Origin of the sequence: uncultured Algibacter sp., assembly GCF_947487575.1 — a bacterium.
Lineage (GTDB): Bacteria > Bacteroidota > Bacteroidia > Flavobacteriales > Flavobacteriaceae > Algibacter_B.
Map to the genome: position 1 here is coordinate 51,237 of NZ_CANKXG010000003.1, position 20,131 is coordinate 71,367.

Genomic DNA, 20,131 nt, shown 5'->3' on the forward strand with positions numbered 1-20,131 from the left:
TGATTTAAAGTTTAGTTTGAAAGTTATAAGTTCCTGGTTCTGCTAAAATTATTACTGAATTATCATCAGAACTCATTAATTTTAAATTTGAATTCTTTGTAAAAATACTTCCATTTTCTAATAAATTATCTTTATTTCCATAAGGAATATGCACTTCTGCAGATGTGCCAGGTGGAATAACAACATCAAGTTTAAAAGAATCATTCTCAATTTTCCAAGATGATGACGCTTTTCCATAAGGTGTTTTTACACTTGCTGAAGCTGACGTTAAAAACTCGGTATTTGGTAAAGGTGCAATTCTAATTTTCTGATATCCTGGTGCTAACGATGCTAAACCTGCGATACGCTCGTACATCCATTGCCCAATAGCTCCGTATGCATAATGATTTAGACTATTCATACTTTGTGAATTGTAACCACCTTCTTTACTAAAGCTATTCCAACGTTCCCACATCGTCGTTGCCCCTTGGTTTATAGAGTAAAACCAAGATGGATAGGTTTCTTTAAACAAAATTTTATACATCAAATCGATTTCTCCCATATCATCTAAAACCTTTGGTAGAATTGGTGTTCCTAAAAATCCTGTTCCTAAATGATAATCGGCATTCTTAATTTCTTCAAGCAAGTGATTTTGTGCTTTTAGTTTGGTTTCTGGTTGAAATAATTCTAAATATATACCTAGTAAATAACTTGTTTGCGTTTGTCTTTCTTGTTTAAACTTTCCGTTTTCATCAAAAAATTCATTTTCAAAAGCATTGGCAACAGCTTTGTATAAAGCTGCATATTTTTTTGCATCATCCGTTTTACCTAAAACACCAGCAATTTTAGATATTAAATGTGCGGAATGCGCAAAATAAGCGGTATTAATCAATTCCTTTGGTGTATCTCCTCTATTTCCCTTTTTTAAACTTTTAGAAGGATATGGCTGCAACCAATCTCCAAAAGAATGCATTATCGGGATATAAGGTTTTTTTCTAACTTTAGATTGGTAGTATCCAACCCATTTTTTTGCAGATTCATAACTATCTTCAAGTACAGTAACATCTCCTGTTATGTTATAAATATCCCAAGGAACAATAACGCAGGCATCGCCCCAACCAGAACCACCGTTTTTGTTTTGCAGCACATCGGGCACTATAAAAGGTACTAAACCATTTTTGTGTTCAGACTGATTTTCTCTTAAACTTTGCAACCAAGCCGTCCAAAAAGCGTGAGTACTATAATTGAACAATGCTGTTGGTGCAATTACTTGTGCATCTCCTGTCCAACCCAAGCGTTCGTCACGTTGCGGACAGTCTGTAGGCACATCAAAAAAGTTATCTCGTAACCCCCAAGTAATATTACTTTGTAATTGATTTAACTTATCGTGAGATGATGTAAACGTTCCGTTTTTCTCAAAATTGGAATGTTGTACTATACCTTGCACCCAAGAAGCGTTTGGTTTCGCATTTTTATCGTAACCACTCAATTCTAAAAATTGAAATCCGTGAAACGTAAATTTTGGAACATATTCTACAATACCATCTTTAGCTGCTACGTAATAATCTGTTGACTTTGCAGAACGGTAGTTTTTAGTATAAAAGGTATTGTCTTTCAGTAACATTTCAGAAAAACGTATTTTTAAAGTATCGCCTTTTTTCATGGGTACTTTTACTCTTGGCACACCTACCATATTTTGTTTCATATTAAAAACCGATGTATTTTCTTTAACCGAAATAATTTCTACATCGTTTAAAACGATTTGATTTTTTACGGTGTGATGTCTTTTGGGAGCTAATTTAACATCCTTAGCAATTGCCTCAACTTCAACCGATTTCCAGTTAGAGTCGTCAAAAGCAACAGTGTTCCAATTTGGTATTTCAAAATTTGCATCATATACTTCGCCATCGTAAACACTTGCTAAACGTATTGGTCCGTTGGTTGTTCCTTTCCAAGATTCATCAGAAACAATGGTTTGTTTCGAACCATCTTTCAGCACAACTTCTAACTGACATAGAATTTTTGGTGATGCAAAATTTTCATATAACGCTCTACCTCTACTAATTCTTCCTGAATGCCATCCTGAAGCTAACTCAACCGCTAAAGCGTTTTTACCTGCTTGTAAAAGTTCAGTAACATCATAAGTCAATGTTTCTATACGATGATTATATGGTGTCCAACCTGGAGTCATAACATCGTCACTAACATCTTTTCCATTTAAATGCACATCAAAAACACCTTTTGCTGTAATATACATTCTTGCTGAAACAACATCAGAAGCTAACTCAAAACCTTTTCTTAAATATTGTGGCCTGTGCATTAAAAATTTACGAACACCTTTAATGCTATCTTTTGCAGTATCTAATCCTGTCCATTGGGCTTGCCAATCGGAATTATTTAATAGTCCCAGCTCAAAAGAATTGGTTTCGCTCCAATCTGAAGCCTTTTCATCTTGGTTCCAATACCTTACTTGCCAATATACTTTTTGTCTTGATTTTAATGCTTTTCCTTGATACTTTACAAAAGTAGATTGCGTACTTTTTTGCTTTTTAGAATCCCATAAATCAGCATTATCTGGTAATAGTTCTTTTGATGATGCTACAACTATTTGATAAGCAGATTGCGATTTAATTTGTTCTAAAACAGGTAGTTTCCATGAAAACGTTGGGTTTGCATTATAAAATCCTGTTGGGTTTTTAAAACCTTCTGAAAGTTTTAATTCTTGTGGTTTTTTTATTGCTTCCTCATTACAGGACACACAAACAAAAAATGTCACAATACAGCAATAAAATAAAGTTAACCTTACTGTTTTTTTTGATAATTTCATTTTAAACACACTAGATAATAGTCCTTTTCAGTTTTTAAATTTAGACAAAAAAACTGATCACCAAATTCCATTTTTTTTCATAAAAAACTATCCTGTACTGTCTCGAAATTCAAATATGAATCGCTTATCATCTGAATTTTACAAGTAAAAATGTTTTTTACTTTTTTACCTAATTATAAGTTTAGAATGAAAAATTCTTTGGTTATGATCAACTACTTTAATAATATATAAACCAGACTTGAAACGTCCATTATTTTCAATTTCAATTCTATTAGAATGTATCGCGTTTTGATAAATTACTTTTCCTAGCATATCGTTTATAATAATATTTGCCTTATTTGCATCATTAAGTAAAACAGTAAAACTATTGGTTGCAGGATTAGGAAAAATCCTTGCTAGAAAAGGGTTAGGTTCTAATTTTGGAGTACTTAGTGTTGTAGATTCAACAATCCATTTAGATCTATCATCACTATTGGCAACATGCTCAATAATACCATTAGCATTGTGATATATATAATTTACATTGTTTGGGGTTCGGAATTGATATGAGTTATCTGCGGCATTATAAACGACATTAAATTGTTTATCACCATCTTCTCGCGGCGCTCCAAAACCAGTATTAATAATATCATTTGGAGGATTTCCGGCAGCCCTTAATATACCTCTATCCGCTCTTTTACTTTCAATATTATAAAAATTACCAGCCTTTACAAATTCCCATTCCTTATCTCCAGAGGCTACATTCGTTCCAGTATCACTTTCAACAACGTCTGAACCAACAGAATGTAAATATTTCCCTGTTACAAAATTTTTGATTCTATATATATCGCCTGTTAAATCATTTGGATCGAAGACCTTAGTATTCACTGTAATTATGGAAGAATTAACCGTTTCAGCACTTGCATTATAGGCAATTGCTTGAATGGTATAGCCTCCTACTTCAGTTGGTGTCCAATCCACTGAATATGGCTCAGAATTATCCTCGCTAAAATATGTACCATTTACCCAAAACTCGACTTTAGAAATACTTCCATTTTCATCAACAGCATCTGCCGAAATTTGAATTGTTTCTCCAATATCAAAAGATTCACTATTAGAAGGTGAAGTTAAAGATACTCTAAAAGGTTCTTGTATAATACCTAAATCAATTATTTGTAAATAAAGCGGTTGTGCACTACCTGAAGCATTTTCCATCAAATAATAGTACAACTTGCCATTACTAACATAAACTCTACCATGATCAAAAGTTCTTCCTGAGCTAGCTTGATACACTCTAGTAAAATCATTGGTACCACCTACAGCCTTTTCTACAAATACTCTACCTCCAGACAATCCTATAATAAACACGTCATTTCCAGAAGTATATATAGATGACGCACCAGAAAAATCTTCTGATGTTATAAACTCAGTAGCACCAGCAGGTTTATAGGTATGTAAATTTTTGGTTACACCAAATTGATTATCTCGTACTCTACTTATTATGTGTACATCTTCATTTTCAGTAACTGTCCAATCAAAACCAGCAACTATACTTAGTGCATTTGTATTTGTTCCTTGAACATAGTCTCCTGGTTCCATAACTTTTATAAAATCGGCATCAAAAAGTGGTGTATTGAAACCTTGTCCTTGGTGATTTTTCCAATTTGTAGCACCGCTTTGATCATCAGAATACGCATAATATACGCCATTTTGATATTGATACTTATCACTATTATTTTGTGATCGTCTCTGAAAACCAATACGCATTTTCCCATTAACGTATTTAATATCTCCATATAACCCCCAGTTGTATGTTATTCCTGGTTGGTTTCTGGCATTCAATGCATTAAAGTCTATAAAATTAGACCAAGTGGAAGTATTAGCATCATATTTAGAAAACTTATACATACCATTATTATTACCTCCTTCACGCATCCACATAAACAAATCTCCTGCATCGTTTAAGAAAAAATTAGGGTAGGTTAAGGCAATAAATTCATTTTGTGACACACTTCCTGTTAACCTCAAGTGCTTATAACCTCCATTATTATTTGGAACAAACTTATCCAGTGTAAATTCGTCATCTGGTAAAGATGCAACATTTGCTAAAGAATAAGAATATCTAAAATAATCATTAGCAAGAGAACCGTCAGATGGTCTAGAAGCACTGTAAGCATGCATGTCATATAATAAATGTATAGTTCCATTTAAAGGACTTACTCCAATCGCGATAGCATTGTGTGATTCTCCTAGCCACCACCTATTTTGAAAACCAGTATGCCTATGAGGAAACTCTATTGTAGCCATTGTTTCTGTAACTGTGTTATATCGTGTTAACATAACATGTCTATCTGTTTTACCTCCTCGATACCAAGTCATAAATACATAATTACCATATGTTTTTATACAATCTCCATGTGCTGATATATTACGACCAAATACATAATCATATGTAGTAGTAGTTCCGTTATCTGCTGAAGAATTACCTACTTTACTACCATTAAAGTGCAGACCTAAATCGGTAATTTTAACTTCGTTTTCTAAAACAACTTGACTGCTTAAAACACAGGAAAACATCAATAATACAGATAACAGAGTATAATTATGAGAGTAACTTTTTTTCATAGCCTTTTATATTAACCTGTTAACAGATTAGTTTATAAATTTACCTTTATTTTTTTTGGAAACCACCCTGCGCTATATATATTTCTACTACAGAAAATTTCAAATAAAAGCACCTTATTTCGTAGTAAAACTCCAAACTTGCCCTATACTTATACCTCCTCTATCATCTTTCGCGACCACTTTAAAGTAATACGTAGATGCTACACTTAAACCTGTAGCATTGTAAGTGGTCTCAGATTGGTTTTCAGCAACTTTAGTTATCGGATCTGCATTTGTATCTAAATACACATCAAAGGTTAATGGGTCCCCATCAATGTCTGACGCTGACCAACTTAATGTAGTACTCGTACCGTCTATTTCAGAATTCAAAAAAGGAGCTGTTAAACTAGGTGCAAATGGCACATGATTACTCACCCCATCTCCTTCTGTTAAAAATTGCATCACGGGGGAGTAGGAACTAGCTGCAGACTTACTATCGGTTGCCTTGATGCGCCAGTATAAAGCTTTACCCTTTTCCAAACTAATCAATTTGGATAACGAAGCACTAGTTTCTATATTTAATATTGGTAAAAAACCACTATTCTCAGCAATTTCAACAGTATAGGTTATTCTATCTCCTTCTGCATCTGTGGACGTATCCCACTCAAACACAATATTATTATCAATACAAATGGTATTATTTAATGGATAAACTTGTATTGGTATTGTTGGCGCAGTATTTTCTTCTGACTTTTTCGTATCGTTTGAATCATCTTCACCGCCACTGCAAGATATCATAATCAATGCCACAGCTACTATTAAATATAAGTATATCTTTTTCATTTTATTTCTTTATTACTTTAACAAATATTGGTTGCTCTGAATTAACTTTTACAAAATAAATACCATTTGGCTTATCTTCTAAATTCAATTGCACTTTACCAGCGTTTGCCGTATAGGTTTTAGAAACTATTAATTGAGATTGCATATTGTACACTTCTAAATCAATAGTTTTTATGTTATTTGGAATATACATCTCAAACAATCCGTTTGTAGGGTTAGGATATGCTTTAACGTTTTCAAGTAAGTTAATGGTTTTCAACATTTCTCCCTGACAAGCTTCTTTGCTTTTTATTTGAATAGTGTCGCCATCGTTAACATCTAAAGTAAAATTAGTTTGATAGGTTTCAAACAACTCCATTCCATTTTTTATTACGGTATATGGCGCTTCTCCTGATGATACAGAAACTTTTGCTGATTTTTTTGTTATACTAATTTTACCACTTAACGTTGGAGCTGCTTCAATAGTTACTTGATAACAATGATTAAAATTTTCACCAACTACTTCTATACACAAATCATAAATTCCAGGGTTCAAGCCTTCAATAGTTTTATTTTTAGTAAAACTATAGTCGTCAATTCCATTAATAGTAGCTACATAATCATGAGCAGCCGCTCCACTTATTACTAGCTTTCCATTACCCACACCCGAACAAGTCTCTCCTTTAGACTCAATTGTAAAGTTATTGGGACCTAAAGGATCTAATGGGACAATATCTAAATCTATAATTTGTAGATATAGAGGTTGAGCATTACCCGTTTTATCTTCCATTAAGTAATAATAAACTTTTCCATTCTCAATATGCACTACGCCATGATCAAAAGTTCTCCCACTTGTTGCTTCATATACTTTAGTAAAGTTATTTGTTCCTCCTTCTGCTTTCTCAACAAATACACGACCACCACTGTTTAGCCCAATTAGAAAAACACTATCTCCAGATGTGTAAATTGCTGAACCTCCAGAAAAATCTTCTGAAGTAATAAAATCTGCATCTCCTGAGGGTCGATAAGTATGTAAATTCTTGGTTACGTTATTTTCAGTATCTCTAACTTGACTTATAATATGAACATCTTCGTTAGCAGTTACTGTCCAGTCAAAACCACCTACGATGTATACTTTATTTGGCTGTGTTGTAGCTACGTAATCTCCCGGCTCCATAACTTTGATAAAATCGGCATCCCATAATGGCAGACTAAAAGATTCTCCTTTGTGATTTTTCCAACTTGTGGCAGCCGTTTGATCATCTGAATAGGCATAATACACCCCGTTTTGATAAAGATATTTATCATCATTGTTTTGAGACCTACGTTGAAAACCAATACGAAACTTTCCGTTTACATATTTCATATCACCGTAAAGTCCCCAGTTATAATCGATTCCTGGTTGGCTTCTTGCATTTAATCTATTAAAATCTACGAAGTTACCCCATGTTCCAGTATTGGTATCGTATTTAACAAACTTATACATACCATTGTTATTTCCTCCTTCACGCATAAGCATAAACAGCTCTCCACCGTCATTTTGGAAGAATCTTGGATAAGTTAATGACAAGAATTCTGATTGAGCAGCGGCTCCTGGCATTCTTAAATGTTTATATCCTCCTGTACCATTCGGAACAAATTTATCCAAAGTAAAATCTGCATCTGGCAAAGAGGCTGCATTTTTTACTGAATATGAATATCTAAAATAATCATTAGCTAAACTTCCATTGGAAGGTCTTGAAGCACTGTAAGCATGCATATCGTACAACAAATGAATTGTTCCATCTAAAGGGCTTACACCTATAGCTATAGTATTATGAGATTCTCCAATCCAATATTGATTTTGATATCCCGTGTGCCTATGAGGAAACTCTATGGTCGCCATGGCATCTGTTTTTGTATTATACCGTGTTAGCATCACATGGCGGTCTGCTTTACCACCACGATACCACGTCATAAAAACATAATCGCCATAGGTTTTTATGGCATCTCCATGAGCAGAAATATTACGTCCGAAAAAATAATCATATGGTGCACTATCTCCGGTGTTTGCAGTACCACTTGAAACTTTATTACCATCAAAATGCAACCCTATGTCGGTAATTTTAACTTCTTTCTCTAAAACAACTTGAGCATTCAAAATACCCGTTGGTAGTAATAATAACAAAAAGACGAATACACACCCTTTGTTTACCAATCTAATGGAGTAATCTTTTTTCATAGCTTTTCTTTTTACCTTAACAAGAAAGGTTTCTAAATACAAATTTATACAATTTGAATAAAAAAGTGTCCTGCAGTATACTGATAGCTTTTAAACAATTACCTCACCGTGCAGTTAATTATTCCAGATAAAACACTTCTTCTAAAGGTATTGAAACCGGTGAATTGTCTGGATTGGTCTCCATGATATCAGCCATAAAATTCCACCATTTTTTTACAACATCATTATTTGCTAAATCTTGAGAACCATCTTCTCCAGATACTTTTTGAAACGCAAAAAGCATACTAGTTTCTTCATCCAAGAAAATGGAATATTCGCTCACGCCATTATCTTTTAATAATTGCTTAAGTTCTGGCCATAATTCATCATGGCGTTTTTTATAGGCTTCTTTTTGCCCTTCATTTAACTTCATTCTAAAAGCTAATCTCTTCATACTATTTAGTTTTATTATTTTTTACTAAAAATATTGAGCTTAAATAACCAACTGTATATTTAACAATTATTGTAAGCATTTATTTCTTATTCTTTTTTGAGCTGTAAATAAACCAAGAACCCCATTACAATTCAACTTATTTTTTTCATAAAAAGAAGGTGTAAAACAGTTTCTAAAGCACTTTCAATTTAATATTTCGATACTCTACTTTCATTGGAGGTCCCACATGTACCTGCACGCCTATAAAACCTCTAGTTGTTCTATTTAATTTATCATCATCTATAACTTCACTCATTAAAACACCATTTACATAATGTTTAAGTGTATTGTTTTTTATTATCAAATGAACTTGATTCCAATCTTCGCTATTTATTTTTGATTTAAGAGCATCTTTATTACCTAGAACACTAACTACGTTTCTACTTTGCCAACAATTTTTTTTTATATTACTTCTTAAATTACCCGATAAATCAGGCTTTAGTTGAGTATTTAAAACTACTTTTTCTCCCTGGTAAGCTAATGTTGTTCTTTTTTTCTCTTCATAGTTCTGTCCTGTATAACGTTGTTTTCCATCAATATCGCATTGATAACCTTTTAATGCAAAAGGATTATTTTCAAGAGACACACTTCTATAATTTATACCACTATTACCTAAATCTGAAATACGATAATCTAATTTCAGTTCAAAATCCTCAGGTTGTCCACCTTGCCAAATAATAAACGAATTGCTTTTTAGAATGGTTTCTGGTGTAACAGTTCCGGTTAAATTACCATCTTTTACACTCCAATATTTGGGATTACCTTTCCAATTTTCTAGCGTTTTACCATTAAATATGCTTACAAAATCTTTATCATCTTTTTGTTTCTTTTGATTTTTTTCTTTGCATGATTGAAAAAAACAAAAACACAACAACAAGACTATACTTTTACATAGCACATTAACTCTTTTTGTATTCATTTTTAAACATTTTTTAGCACAAAGAAATCTCTACCACCAATGTGTTTTTCAATTCAATCAAATAAATTAAATACTATCATCTGGATAATTTATAGTCCAAATGACTCTTTTACTTTAAATCTAAAACATCAATAGTTTTTGGATTACTTGGCTTAAAACCAATACGGTGCGACTGAACTATAAGTTTAGTATTTTCAGGAACTGAAAATGGTTCATCATAAACTGTCCAGTTATCTGGAGTTTTAGAGCTTTCATATTTAACTTTATATCCTATTGATGCGCCTTCTGTTTGACAGCTAATCTGAACTTTCCCATTAGAATAAGATAATTGTGGTTGAGAAGTTTGAGGTTTACTTTTACTGCCCTCCCAAAGTTGATTGATAAGTTCTGCTTCAGGTAAGTTTGGCTTATCACCTATAGCAACTAACCACCTGTCCATTTCAGAACGTAATTCATTAAGCCTGTCTTTATAGTCTGGGTTATTAGCTAAATTATTTAATTCATGAGGGTCTGCTTTACAATCAAACAACTCTTCTTTAGGTTTTGAGTTTCTAAACCATTGCATTTGTAAATCGTTTAATTCACCTGCATCTTTTAATCTCAATAATTCTTGCATTGTTGGAATTTTTTCCCTGTAAGCAAGTGGTAAATAATAGCCTTGTTCTGGTCTATAATTACGAATGTATTTAAATTGATTATCCTTTACTGCTCTTATAGCATCGGTCACTTCATCAAAACGGTCTGCAGCTGCATGTATATAGTTACGCTTATTTTTAGCCTTATAATTTCCTAAAAACGCTTGTCCTTGCATATACTCTTTAGGCTTTTCACCTATTAATGATAATAATGTTGGAGCAAAATCTGTAAAACTAATTAACTGCTCATCTTTAGTTCCTGCATTCATTTTATTAGGAAAACGAATAATCATTGGTGTATTTAAGCCTGAATCATAAATTAAACGTTTTTGCCTAGGCAATGGCCCTCCATGGTCACCATAGAAAATGATAATGGTATTTTCTAAAAGTCCATCATCTTCTAATTGCTTTAAAACGGCTCCAACTTGATTGTCCATTTCGGCAATATTGTTGTACAATTTCCACATATCACGTTTAGTAACGTCGTTATCTGGAAGGTATGGCGGAATATTAAACTTTGTATCTTTAGATAAATGCTTTGTAATATCTTCTTCTGCAATTCTATTTTTTGCTTCAGGTAGTCCGTTTTGTTTCCAAGTATAAGTTCTATCTCCAGCACGGTAATGTCTTGTTTCTATTTGTCTAAAACCATAAGGTTCAAATAAGCCAGATTCGTGTGTTTCTGTAAAATTGAATATTGAAAAGAAAGGCTGATTTTCTTTTCTGTTACGCCAATGTGCATAAGGACTACTTTCATCCCACGCTGTAACTGGTGCTCTAAATTGATAATCTTCCTTATAATTGTTAGTACAGTAATAGCCATTTACCCGTAGCAACTCACTAACCATTTTTACTTGAGAAGGGGGTACTGCTTCATACTTAGGCAAACCTGTTTGCTTAGTATTAGATGTTGTACGCATATGGTTTGCACCAATACTTGAAGGGTACATTCCTGTTGCTATGGCTGCCCTACTTGGTGCACAAACACCTGAAGTTGAATACAAATTAGGATAAATAACACCTTCGTTAGCTAAACGAGTTAAATTTGGTGTTTTAATCGTTAAGTCTCCAAAAGGTGGAATATAAGCTCCCATATCTTCTGTAACTAACCATAAAATATTAGGTTTCTTAGGCAGTTCTATTGGCGCTTCCTTTACCACCTCTTCTTTTACGCTTTTAGTGTTTTGGCAATTAAAAAACACGAAACAGATTATACCTCCTATAAAAATATTAAATATTGCTTTCAAATTTGTATTCATCAATGTGGCCTTAAAATATTATCTTAATATGAGTTTATTGTAAGTGTTAAAATTATTTACTTTTTCCTTTTTTTGGCAATAACAACATACATTCTTGCTTCTTCTGGCGCATCACCATCACTGTTTCCTGCCATAACTACACTCTCTCCTGCTTTAACGTTACGCTTAAATAATGACATTTTAACTTCTCCTATAATGAAATCATCCCCTGTATCAACATAATCTTCAATTAAAAACTCTGGACGAGACACTCTATCATCATGTCCTACATAAAGTGTCATATCTTCTCCTGCTATAAATTGTAACAGGTCTCTTGCCCAATAACGACTATCCGAATTTGGTAGCCGTACATATTCTGAACCATGTAAATAACTTGGAATTTTTGTATAATTATATTGTAAGTCAGTATACGGTTTCTTTCCCCAAAACACATTTGTTCTTAAAATCGCTTTAGAGTCACCCGTATAACTAAACTTTGTAAATAACTTACTCTTATTAGTTACACCTGGTACATAAGGCGGAATATGTGGTGTATAAGCTGGTTTTTGTTCTTCTTTTACTACCGTTTTATAAATTTGTGGCATTTTAGTACTTAAACCACCTTCTAATTTTACGGGTTTAGAATTTAAAGTAATGGTAGCATCTTTTATTCCTTCTCGTCTTGCTGTAATTATAACTTCTCCAGCTTTTAATAATGATTTAATTGCCACTCTATTTATACCGCATTCTGTATCTAGATATAGGTTATTAATTGTGTTTTCTTTACCACTATTATAACCACCTCTCCATATACCTGCACCTGATATAGTAAAATCTATACGTCCTTTATCTAATGGACATCTGTTACCATCTTTATCAACTACTTCAACATCTATTAAAGCAATATCTGATCCATCTGCTAACCATCCTTCAGAGCCAGTTATAGGTATTAACTTAATGGCTACAGGTTTTCCAATGGTGCGTTTAGCTTGTGTTACTGAAAGTTCATTATCAATATAAGCTTCTGCTCTTATTTCTCCAGGTTTCCATTGTACATTATCAAATTTATAAACATAACCATTGTCTGGAATACTATCTGTACCTATCAACTCATTATTTACAAATAATTTAACTGCTGCTGTATTGGATATAACATATATTGGCTTGGTTGTATCTTCGGTATAATTCCAGTGCCCAACTATATGAACTTGTGACTCTGGTCGCCACATAGATTTTAATGCATAAAACCCTTCTTTAGGCAAGCGAACCGCATCTACTTCTCCACTTGCTCTGGTAACTTCTGTAGGACATCTACCACCATGAGGTCCATCAGAAAAAATCCAATTTGCACCACCACTATGGTAAGGCTTTTTACCCATTTTTTTCCACCAATGCTCTACTTGTCTTACTGCAAACTCTTCTGACGTTAATTTATACGTATTTCTGCTTAAATTTGGGTGACTGAAAAAATTATCGTCTGGCGAATATTTATCCCATGATCTACGTGGCGATTCATCACGACAATATTCACTTTCTATAATTGGTAAGTTTGGATATTCTCCTTCCCAACCTTCAGTACCAATTTCAATACTCACATATTTTTCTGACCATGGTGCATTATCGGCACGCCTATTTCCCATTAATCGTTTTCCATTAGGATCGAAAGTATTAATAACATCTAATATTTCCTGATAATGTGCTTCAGATTCAGCCCAATTACCACCTTCCCATATAAAAATAGATGGATGGTTACGGTAGTAAACAATCATATCTCTAAAAGCAGCAATACGAATATCCCAAGTTTCTCCTTCATCTTCAGACTCACCTGAAACACCTGGCATTAAGGTTACAAAACCATATTTATCTCCCATAGCAATCTCAGAAGGCGATCCTGCGCAATGTCCCCAACGTATAAAATTGCCGCCTGCTTCATCCATTAAATCATAGGTAAAATCTCTTAACCAGTCTGGTAAAGCAGCACCAAGTCCTGCCCAACTATTGGTTGGTTTCTGTCCCCAACCATGTAACTTTATATGTTCTTCATTTATATGAAACCCAGAGTCTTTATTAAATTCAAAACTTCTTATTCCAAGAGGTGTTTCATAACTATCTAAAACAACATCATTTTGTTTAACTATGGTATATACTCTATACATGTATGGGTTACGAGTGTACCAAAGTTGTGGGTTATCAATATTTAATTGTGTTTCAAATGTAAGTTTCTCATTTGCTTTTATATCTTGAGTATTTGTTCCTTTTTGAACAATATTTCCTTCTTTATTAATAATATAAGTTTCAAGTACAACACTTTTTTGTTCTTGATATTCATTATGAACTTCAGATTTTACAATAACAGTTGCTTTATCATTAGTGATGTTATCTGCATATGCATACGTGCCAACTGTTTTTAAATTATCGTACAAAGGCAAAGTTACATGCAAAGGATCCATAACATGCAGAAACACATTTCTGTATATGCCACCATGTGTTGGGTGCCAATGTTCATGATTCCAAACTAAAGGAAAATTATCTCTAAAATGATCGCCTCTGTCGTTATTAACTTTTACGGCTATCACGTTTTCTTCCCCGTAATTAATATGTGAAGTTAAATCAAATCCGAAAGGGATAAACCCTGTTTGGTTTTGACCAATATGCTTACCATTAATATAAACATCGGCAATTTGACGTACCGATTCAAATTCGATAAATATTTTTTTTCCTTTTTCTGATTCTGGAAGTTTAAAATTCTTTCTGTACCAAACTGTACCGCGCCATTGATTATCTTCTCCATCGTGATGACCATGACTTAAATCATCAAAAGTATCAACATCATTAAAAGTATGCGGACAACTTACAGTAGCCCATGATTTATCATTATAATTTTTTAGTTCTGCTTGATCTGGATTATCTTTTATAAATTTCCAATCTAGATTGAAATTATACTTAAACCTATTGCCTTTAGATAAGTTTTTTTCGTGATTTTGAAAACTACATCCATTTATTAATAAACCTGTGAAACAAAAAAATAGACAAATAATACTTTTAAAACACTTATTCATATTATTAAATAATCAAATCAGAAACTACTTTTATTTCTTAGCGGTTAATGTTATAGTTTTTAAATCTTTTTCAAGAGATGAAGCTCCAACTGATATTGTAAATGTTCCTGGCTCAACCACCTTTTTCATATCTTGGTTTAATACATTAAGCTCATCAAAACCTAATTTAAAGGTTACTGTTTTGGTTTCACCTGGTTTTAAGGTAATACGCTCAAATCCTTTTAACATTTTAAAGTAACGCCCTACTGATGCATAATCATCTCTAACATACATTTGTACTACCTCATCTCCTAGCCTGTCCCCAGTATTGGTAACTTCTATTGAAACTGTAGTTGATTCATCGAGATTAATAGTAGCGTTTTCTAATTTTGGCTCTCCATATTTAAACGTTGTATAACTTAACCCATAACCAAATGAAAATAAGGGAGACTTATCATTAAATCTATACTTACCTTTTCCAGACCCAATAAAGTCAGGACGCTCAAGATAAGTTACAGGAACCTGTCCTACGGAGCGTGGAAAAGACATGGTTAATTTACCTCCTGGGTTTACGTATCCAAAAATGACGTTGGCAACAGCATCACCTGCTCTCATACCACCATACCACGTTTCAAGTACAGACGGTATATTTTCGGCGATATAGTTGATACTTAATGGGCGTCCATTAATTAAAACAGCAATGACTGGTTTTCCTGTTTTGTGAATGGCTTCTACCAATTCATTTTGAACACCATACAAATCAAGATCAGAGCGGTCTCCACCTTCACCACAGGTTCTATGCGAACTACCTACTACTAGAACAACAGCATCTGATTTTTTAGCTGCAGAAATAGCCTCAGGAAATCCTTCTTTTGAAAAACTATCAATATCACAACCTTTAGCGTAATTTATTTTCACATTATCTCCTACTTTTTTCTTTAAACCATCAAGAACTGAAACATAATATGGTGGTAACCCTGAATAGCCACCTAATAGTTTATAGGTTTTCTTTTTAGGTCTCTCTTCATGAGCGTTAGGGCCAATAACTGCTAAAGATTTTATTTTAGATAAATCTAGTGGTAAAAGATTATTATCATTTTTTAGCATAATCATAGATTTTTCTACCATTTCTAAAGCAAAATCACGATGTTCATCAGTACCAGCTTCTACAGTTTTCTCATCAATCTCTTTTGGTTTTGAATCAAATAAGCCTAATTTATATTTTGCTGTTAGAATACGTGATGTGGCTTTGTCTATATACTTCATCAATGAAGGATCCTGCTTTATTGTATCCTTCAATACATTGATATGATAGGTTGACAAATCAACATTTTTCCCAATTACCAAGTCCATATCAACACCCGCCTTTAATCCCAAAATAGCTGCTTTAGCTCTAGTTTCAGGAATAAAATGCATAGTCTCTAACCTCCCAACATCATTATTATCAGAAACAATAAAACCGTCAAAACCTAGTTCATCTCGTAAAATATCCTTTAATAACCAGGTATTCATGTGGCATGGTACACCATTAAAATCTTGATGACCAGGCATAACAGAACCTACCTGAGCTTCCTTTACTGCGGCCTCAAACGACGGCAGGTAAACCTCACGTAAACGACGTTCAGACATATCGCTAAATCCACCATTTATACCACGGCGGTTTTCAGGATATCCAACAAAATGTTTAGCTGTTGCAATAACATGATTTTCATCAAATTGCTCATCGCCTTCACCTTGCAAACCTTGGATAAATGCAACGCCCATTCGAGAAACTAGATAAGGGTCTTCTCCATAAGATTCTTCAACGCGACCATAGCGAGCATCTCCAGCGAAAACATCTAAATTAGGAGAGTAACAATGTGTTACCCCTAAAGCACGAGCTTCTTTTGCTGTTTGAGTAGCCATTTTTTTTATTAACTCTGGTTCCCAGGTTGAGGCGCACGCCACTGCTTGTGGATAAACCGTTGTATTACCGTAATAATCAAGAACAAGCCATAGTCCATGCAATGCTTCTCCATATTTCATAACAGGAATACCCAACCTTTCATTGGCAGGTGCATCCTGTATCATTTCTGTCATCTTTTCCTCTAAAGTCATCTGACTTATTAAATCTTCAACTTTTGAGGCGATTTCAGAATCTTTTTTACTTGTGGTTTCTGTTGTACTATCTTTTGAATCACAATTTAATAATGTGGTTATAACAAAAACTACTAATACTAATTTCTTCATTTCTTTAAAATTGGTTATACTATTTAATCAAAATTCCGAAGCCCTGGAACAATTTTTATATTTAAATTTATTCTATTATTTGGCCATTTTAAAACAATTAGTTTTTGGCTTTGTGGGTCCCAAATAAAATTTGATGGATTTACGTCTTTGGAGCATTTATAAGTTTCAAGTCCTACGTTTTTTAAAGGATTGTAATACATAACAATATCGTCATCAATTAAAATGGAGAAACCATCAGGATAATGCCTATTAGCACCAATAAATATTTTTGATGCGCCTTTACTGTTATCTGGTTTTATTTTAATACCTAAAGTCCTCGTAGCATGATTGAACAAAAAGGAATCAATATCACCTGCAATAGTTTGAGGAAAGGGTCTTGATATTACATCGGTAATATATTTACGCTCTACGGTTCCTGCATCAGTGCTATCGCTAAAAATTGACCAAGTTGATGGCCCTCCTGACAGAAAATGTTGCATCGTTCTGTTTCCTAAAAACCAAGCTTTTATGGAGCCTACTCCCATACGGTCAAAAACTTCGGCTGTTCTAATATATAGTTCACGATATTTTAGTTGCCCTAATTTACCATCTATAAGGGTGTCAGTTGTTGCAAAAGTTGGAAACCCCCATTCTCCAATTAGAATTGGAGCTTTTAACATATCAGATTCTTTATCAAATCTGTCCATATTTCGCTTAATAAAATCGATATCATTTTGGTATATATGAGGTGCAAAAATGATATTTTTTCTGTTAATAGGCGCGGTTATTTCAGAATACTGGTTGTTATCTATTTTCTCTCCTTTATTCATAAAAATAGACTGAAACAGTATCATTTTATCCACATTTATTTTTTGACTCTCATCAATTATCTTTTGATAAAGCGGAATAAGGTATTTATTTGTAAGATTTTCATAAGAAATATCCATGGTTAATTTCCTTGGTTCGTTAACGACATCATACCCCAAAACAGCAGGGTCATCGGCATATCTATTCCATATCACTTTCCACGCATCTATATAAGTACTATATTCATTCTTTTTATTTTGCCAGAATTCTTCCCAGATAAATTTATCAACGCCATAAACCGTCATTTTAAAAACAGTTTTAATGTCGTGATTTTTACCTAAAGCTACTAAATCATCTAGCTTCTTAAGGTAGTTTTGATCAAGTTTTCCTCCTGGAAAATTACTTAGTTTACCTAACTCCAACCGAATAACTTGTGTGTTAGCACCCATTCTAACCATTCTAGCATAATCATCTGAATCAAAAAACACCTCACCTACATGGTCATTAGTATTTACAACAAATCCTCTTGGGATAATATGTCGCCCTTGCTCGTCCCTTAGCCCATGTTTTATTTGAGCAAAAGTCATAATGGATGTGAAACAAAACACAAAAAAAATAAACTGTAATTTCATGAAGTAATTTTAGGTTAAAATTCTATGCAAGATAGATTTTGAATCCTTAAAAAGTAACCTGTACTGTGCTGTAAAACTATTTACATAAATTACAATTTATGACATAAAAAAGACCGAAATAAAAAATTTCGGTCTTTAAATACTAACTTAAAAAACTATACTCTATCTATATCCATTATTTGTTGGATCTGACTCTAATAAAGCAGGATTATTTATTAACTCTTGTAGTGGAATTGGTAATTTCACATGGTATGATTTAATATTTTCGTTTGGTTTCCAAAATCTAAATTCAAGATTTTGAACCACATCTAATAAAATACCCCATCTTATTAAATCATATCTTCTATGCATTTCTCCAGCTAATTCCCATTTACGTTCATCGTAAATAGCTTCTCTAAACCCTTGCTGGTCTAAACCTAAAATAGCTTCAGCTTCTCCTACTGTAGCATAAGCACGTTCTCTAATTTCACGTATGTACTCAAAAGCTGCATTCGGATTTCCACCTGGGCGTTCGTTTTCACACTCGGCCGCCATTAAAGCAACATCTGCTAAACGAAATACCATTCTGTTATCAGAGTGATTAAAACGAGGAGATCTATCTAACTCTAGATTCCAGAATTTTGCCATATAAGGGAAAACTAAATCGAAACCTAAATAGTTATCTACAATATTTAACTCTCTTCTTAAATCATTGACAGGAAATTTTTCTGCAAAATCCTTTGAAGCAATTTGTAAGCCAGTGCCATTAAAAGCTTCTCCCCTCGCTCTAAGTGCATCACCTAAAGCTTCTCTTTCATCTGTATTTGCAGGCTCATCTCTTAAACGCGGATTAAACATACTTGGCCTCCAGTTACTATTACCGGCAAAAGCAGCGCCAGGAAACGCTGGGTCAAATTGCCCTGTAATATCTTTTGCAAAATCCAATGACCAAATAATCTCTGGATTATATTCGTTAAACTGGTCAAAAACTTCATTGTAAGTTGGCAATATACTGTGAGGAGATTGGTTTAAAATTTCTAAACACTTATCTAAACCTAGCTGCCATTGTTGTTGCTTCATATAAATTTTAGCCATAACAATCGCTGCAGCCCATTTTGAAGCTCTACCACTTTGGTCTTCAGTGTAGGCATCTTGTAAATTATCTTGAGCAAACTGCAAATCCTCTAGAGTACCTGTAATTATTGTAGCCTCATCTGTTCTTCCTAATGAACCAATTTCTTCTAGTGTTAAAACTTCAGTATGATAAGGTGCATCACCCCAAAGATTGGTAATATGCCAATAGCATAAACCTCTAATAAATCTAGCATCAGCTACAATATCAGTCCTTACCTCCTGAGTACCTATAGCTTCATTACCTGTTACTCTGTCTATAATTACATTAGCATTTAATATCGTTCTATAAAGGTCTTTCCAAGTATCTGAAACACTCATTTTTTGAATAGAAATATCTGCCAAAGCTTCATTCATTGAGTAATTCCCAATAGGTTCTACAAAGTTTGCAGAACGATTAGGCTCAATAATATCACACCCATTATCATAAAAATGATCCAGCCCTACTTGACCATACAAAGAGTTATTCTTTAAAATTGCGTACATCCCCTGTACTGCTTGTCTTGCGTCATTTTCTGAAGCAAAAAAGGTTGTAGGAGAAATAATTGATTTAGGGTCTTCTTCTAAAAAACTCTCACAACTAAAGCATGCAAAAGCTATAAAGACACATAAAAATATATTTTTTGTTTTCATATCTGTT

The 20,131-nt window shown here is 33.5% G+C and carries 11 protein-coding genes; all 11 read right to left on the reverse strand.

Features of this window, described 5'->3' with window-relative positions:
* Window positions 1-4: 4 nt before the first annotated feature.
* Window positions 5-2,806 (reverse strand): family 78 glycoside hydrolase catalytic domain, encoded by a 2,802-nt coding sequence (locus Q0870_RS03955; protein ID WP_298551310.1) that lies wholly within the window; start codon window positions 2,804-2,806, stop codon window positions 5-7.
* Window positions 2,807-2,971: 165 nt separating this feature from the next.
* A complete protein-coding gene (locus Q0870_RS03960; RefSeq protein ID WP_298551312.1) occupies window positions 2,972-5,410 on the reverse strand; it encodes a BNR-4 repeat-containing protein in 2,439 nt (812 codons plus the stop codon).
* Window positions 5,411-5,524: 114 nt separating this feature from the next.
* Window positions 5,525-6,232 carry a fibronectin type III domain-containing protein gene (locus tag Q0870_RS03965; RefSeq protein ID WP_298551314.1) on the reverse strand — a complete coding sequence of 236 codons (708 nt, stop codon included), beginning with the start codon at window positions 6,230-6,232 and terminating at the stop codon, window positions 5,525-5,527.
* A gap of 1 nt (window position 6,233) precedes the next feature.
* Window positions 6,234-8,432: a BNR-4 repeat-containing protein gene (locus Q0870_RS03970; protein ID WP_298551317.1), complete on the reverse strand. Its 2,199-nt coding sequence runs from the start codon at window positions 8,430-8,432 to the stop codon at window positions 6,234-6,236.
* Window positions 8,433-8,550: 118 nt separating this feature from the next.
* Entirely contained in the window at window positions 8,551-8,865 is a 315-nt protein-coding gene (rhaM, locus tag Q0870_RS03975; RefSeq protein ID WP_298551320.1) for an L-rhamnose mutarotase, read from the reverse strand.
* A 172-nt stretch (window positions 8,866-9,037) separates the two neighbouring features.
* Window positions 9,038-9,823, reverse strand: coding sequence for a DUF1080 domain-containing protein (locus tag Q0870_RS03980; RefSeq protein WP_298551322.1), 786 nt, complete (start codon window positions 9,821-9,823; stop codon window positions 9,038-9,040).
* Window positions 9,824-9,932: 109 nt separating this feature from the next.
* Window positions 9,933-11,717 carry a sulfatase gene (locus Q0870_RS03985; protein ID WP_298551324.1) on the reverse strand — a complete coding sequence of 595 codons (1,785 nt, stop codon included), beginning with the start codon at window positions 11,715-11,717 and terminating at the stop codon, window positions 9,933-9,935.
* 56 nt (window positions 11,718-11,773) lie between these two features.
* Window positions 11,774-14,755 carry a sugar-binding domain-containing protein gene (locus tag Q0870_RS03990; protein ID WP_298551326.1) on the reverse strand — a complete coding sequence of 994 codons (2,982 nt, stop codon included), beginning with the start codon at window positions 14,753-14,755 and terminating at the stop codon, window positions 11,774-11,776.
* A 30-nt stretch (window positions 14,756-14,785) separates the two neighbouring features.
* Window positions 14,786-16,963 (reverse strand): beta-xylosidase, encoded by a 2,178-nt coding sequence (locus Q0870_RS03995; protein WP_298551328.1) that lies wholly within the window; start codon window positions 16,961-16,963, stop codon window positions 14,786-14,788.
* Between the two features lie 23 nt (window positions 16,964-16,986).
* Window positions 16,987-18,381 carry a cellulase family glycosylhydrolase gene (locus tag Q0870_RS04000; RefSeq protein WP_298551330.1) on the reverse strand — a complete coding sequence of 465 codons (1,395 nt, stop codon included), beginning with the start codon at window positions 18,379-18,381 and terminating at the stop codon, window positions 16,987-16,989.
* Between the two features lie 162 nt (window positions 18,382-18,543).
* A complete protein-coding gene (locus Q0870_RS04005) occupies window positions 18,544-20,124 on the reverse strand; it encodes a RagB/SusD family nutrient uptake outer membrane protein (protein ID WP_298551332.1) in 1,581 nt (526 codons plus the stop codon).
* Between the last annotated feature and the right edge of the window lie 7 nt (window positions 20,125-20,131).

What these genes read in the sequence shown, in the direction of transcription:
- Q0870_RS03960 (WP_298551312.1), bottom strand. Translation starts at nt 5,410, where the DNA reads ATGAAAAAAAGTTACTCTCATAATTATACTCTGTTATCTGTATTATTG.
- Q0870_RS04000 (WP_298551330.1), bottom strand. Translation starts at nt 18,381, where the DNA reads ATGAAATTACAGTTTATTTTTTTTGTGTTTTGTTTCACATCCATTATG.
- rhaM (WP_298551320.1), bottom strand. Translation starts at nt 8,865, where the DNA reads ATGAAGAGATTAGCTTTTAGAATGAAGTTAAATGAAGGGCAAAAAGAA.
- Q0870_RS03955 (WP_298551310.1), bottom strand. Translation starts at nt 2,806, where the DNA reads ATGAAATTATCAAAAAAAACAGTAAGGTTAACTTTATTTTATTGCTGT.
- Q0870_RS03970 (WP_298551317.1), bottom strand. Translation starts at nt 8,432, where the DNA reads ATGAAAAAAGATTACTCCATTAGATTGGTAAACAAAGGGTGTGTATTC.
- Q0870_RS03995 (WP_298551328.1), bottom strand. Translation starts at nt 16,963, where the DNA reads ATGAAGAAATTAGTATTAGTAGTTTTTGTTATAACCACATTATTAAAT.
- Q0870_RS03980 (WP_298551322.1), bottom strand. Translation starts at nt 9,823, where the DNA reads ATGAATACAAAAAGAGTTAATGTGCTATGTAAAAGTATAGTCTTGTTG.
- Q0870_RS03985 (WP_298551324.1), bottom strand. Translation starts at nt 11,717, where the DNA reads ATGAATACAAATTTGAAAGCAATATTTAATATTTTTATAGGAGGTATA.
- Q0870_RS03990 (WP_298551326.1), bottom strand. Translation starts at nt 14,755, where the DNA reads ATGAATAAGTGTTTTAAAAGTATTATTTGTCTATTTTTTTGTTTCACA.
- Q0870_RS03965 (WP_298551314.1), bottom strand. Translation starts at nt 6,232, where the DNA reads ATGAAAAAGATATACTTATATTTAATAGTAGCTGTGGCATTGATTATG.
- Q0870_RS04005 (WP_298551332.1), bottom strand. Translation starts at nt 20,124, where the DNA reads ATGAAAACAAAAAATATATTTTTATGTGTCTTTATAGCTTTTGCATGC.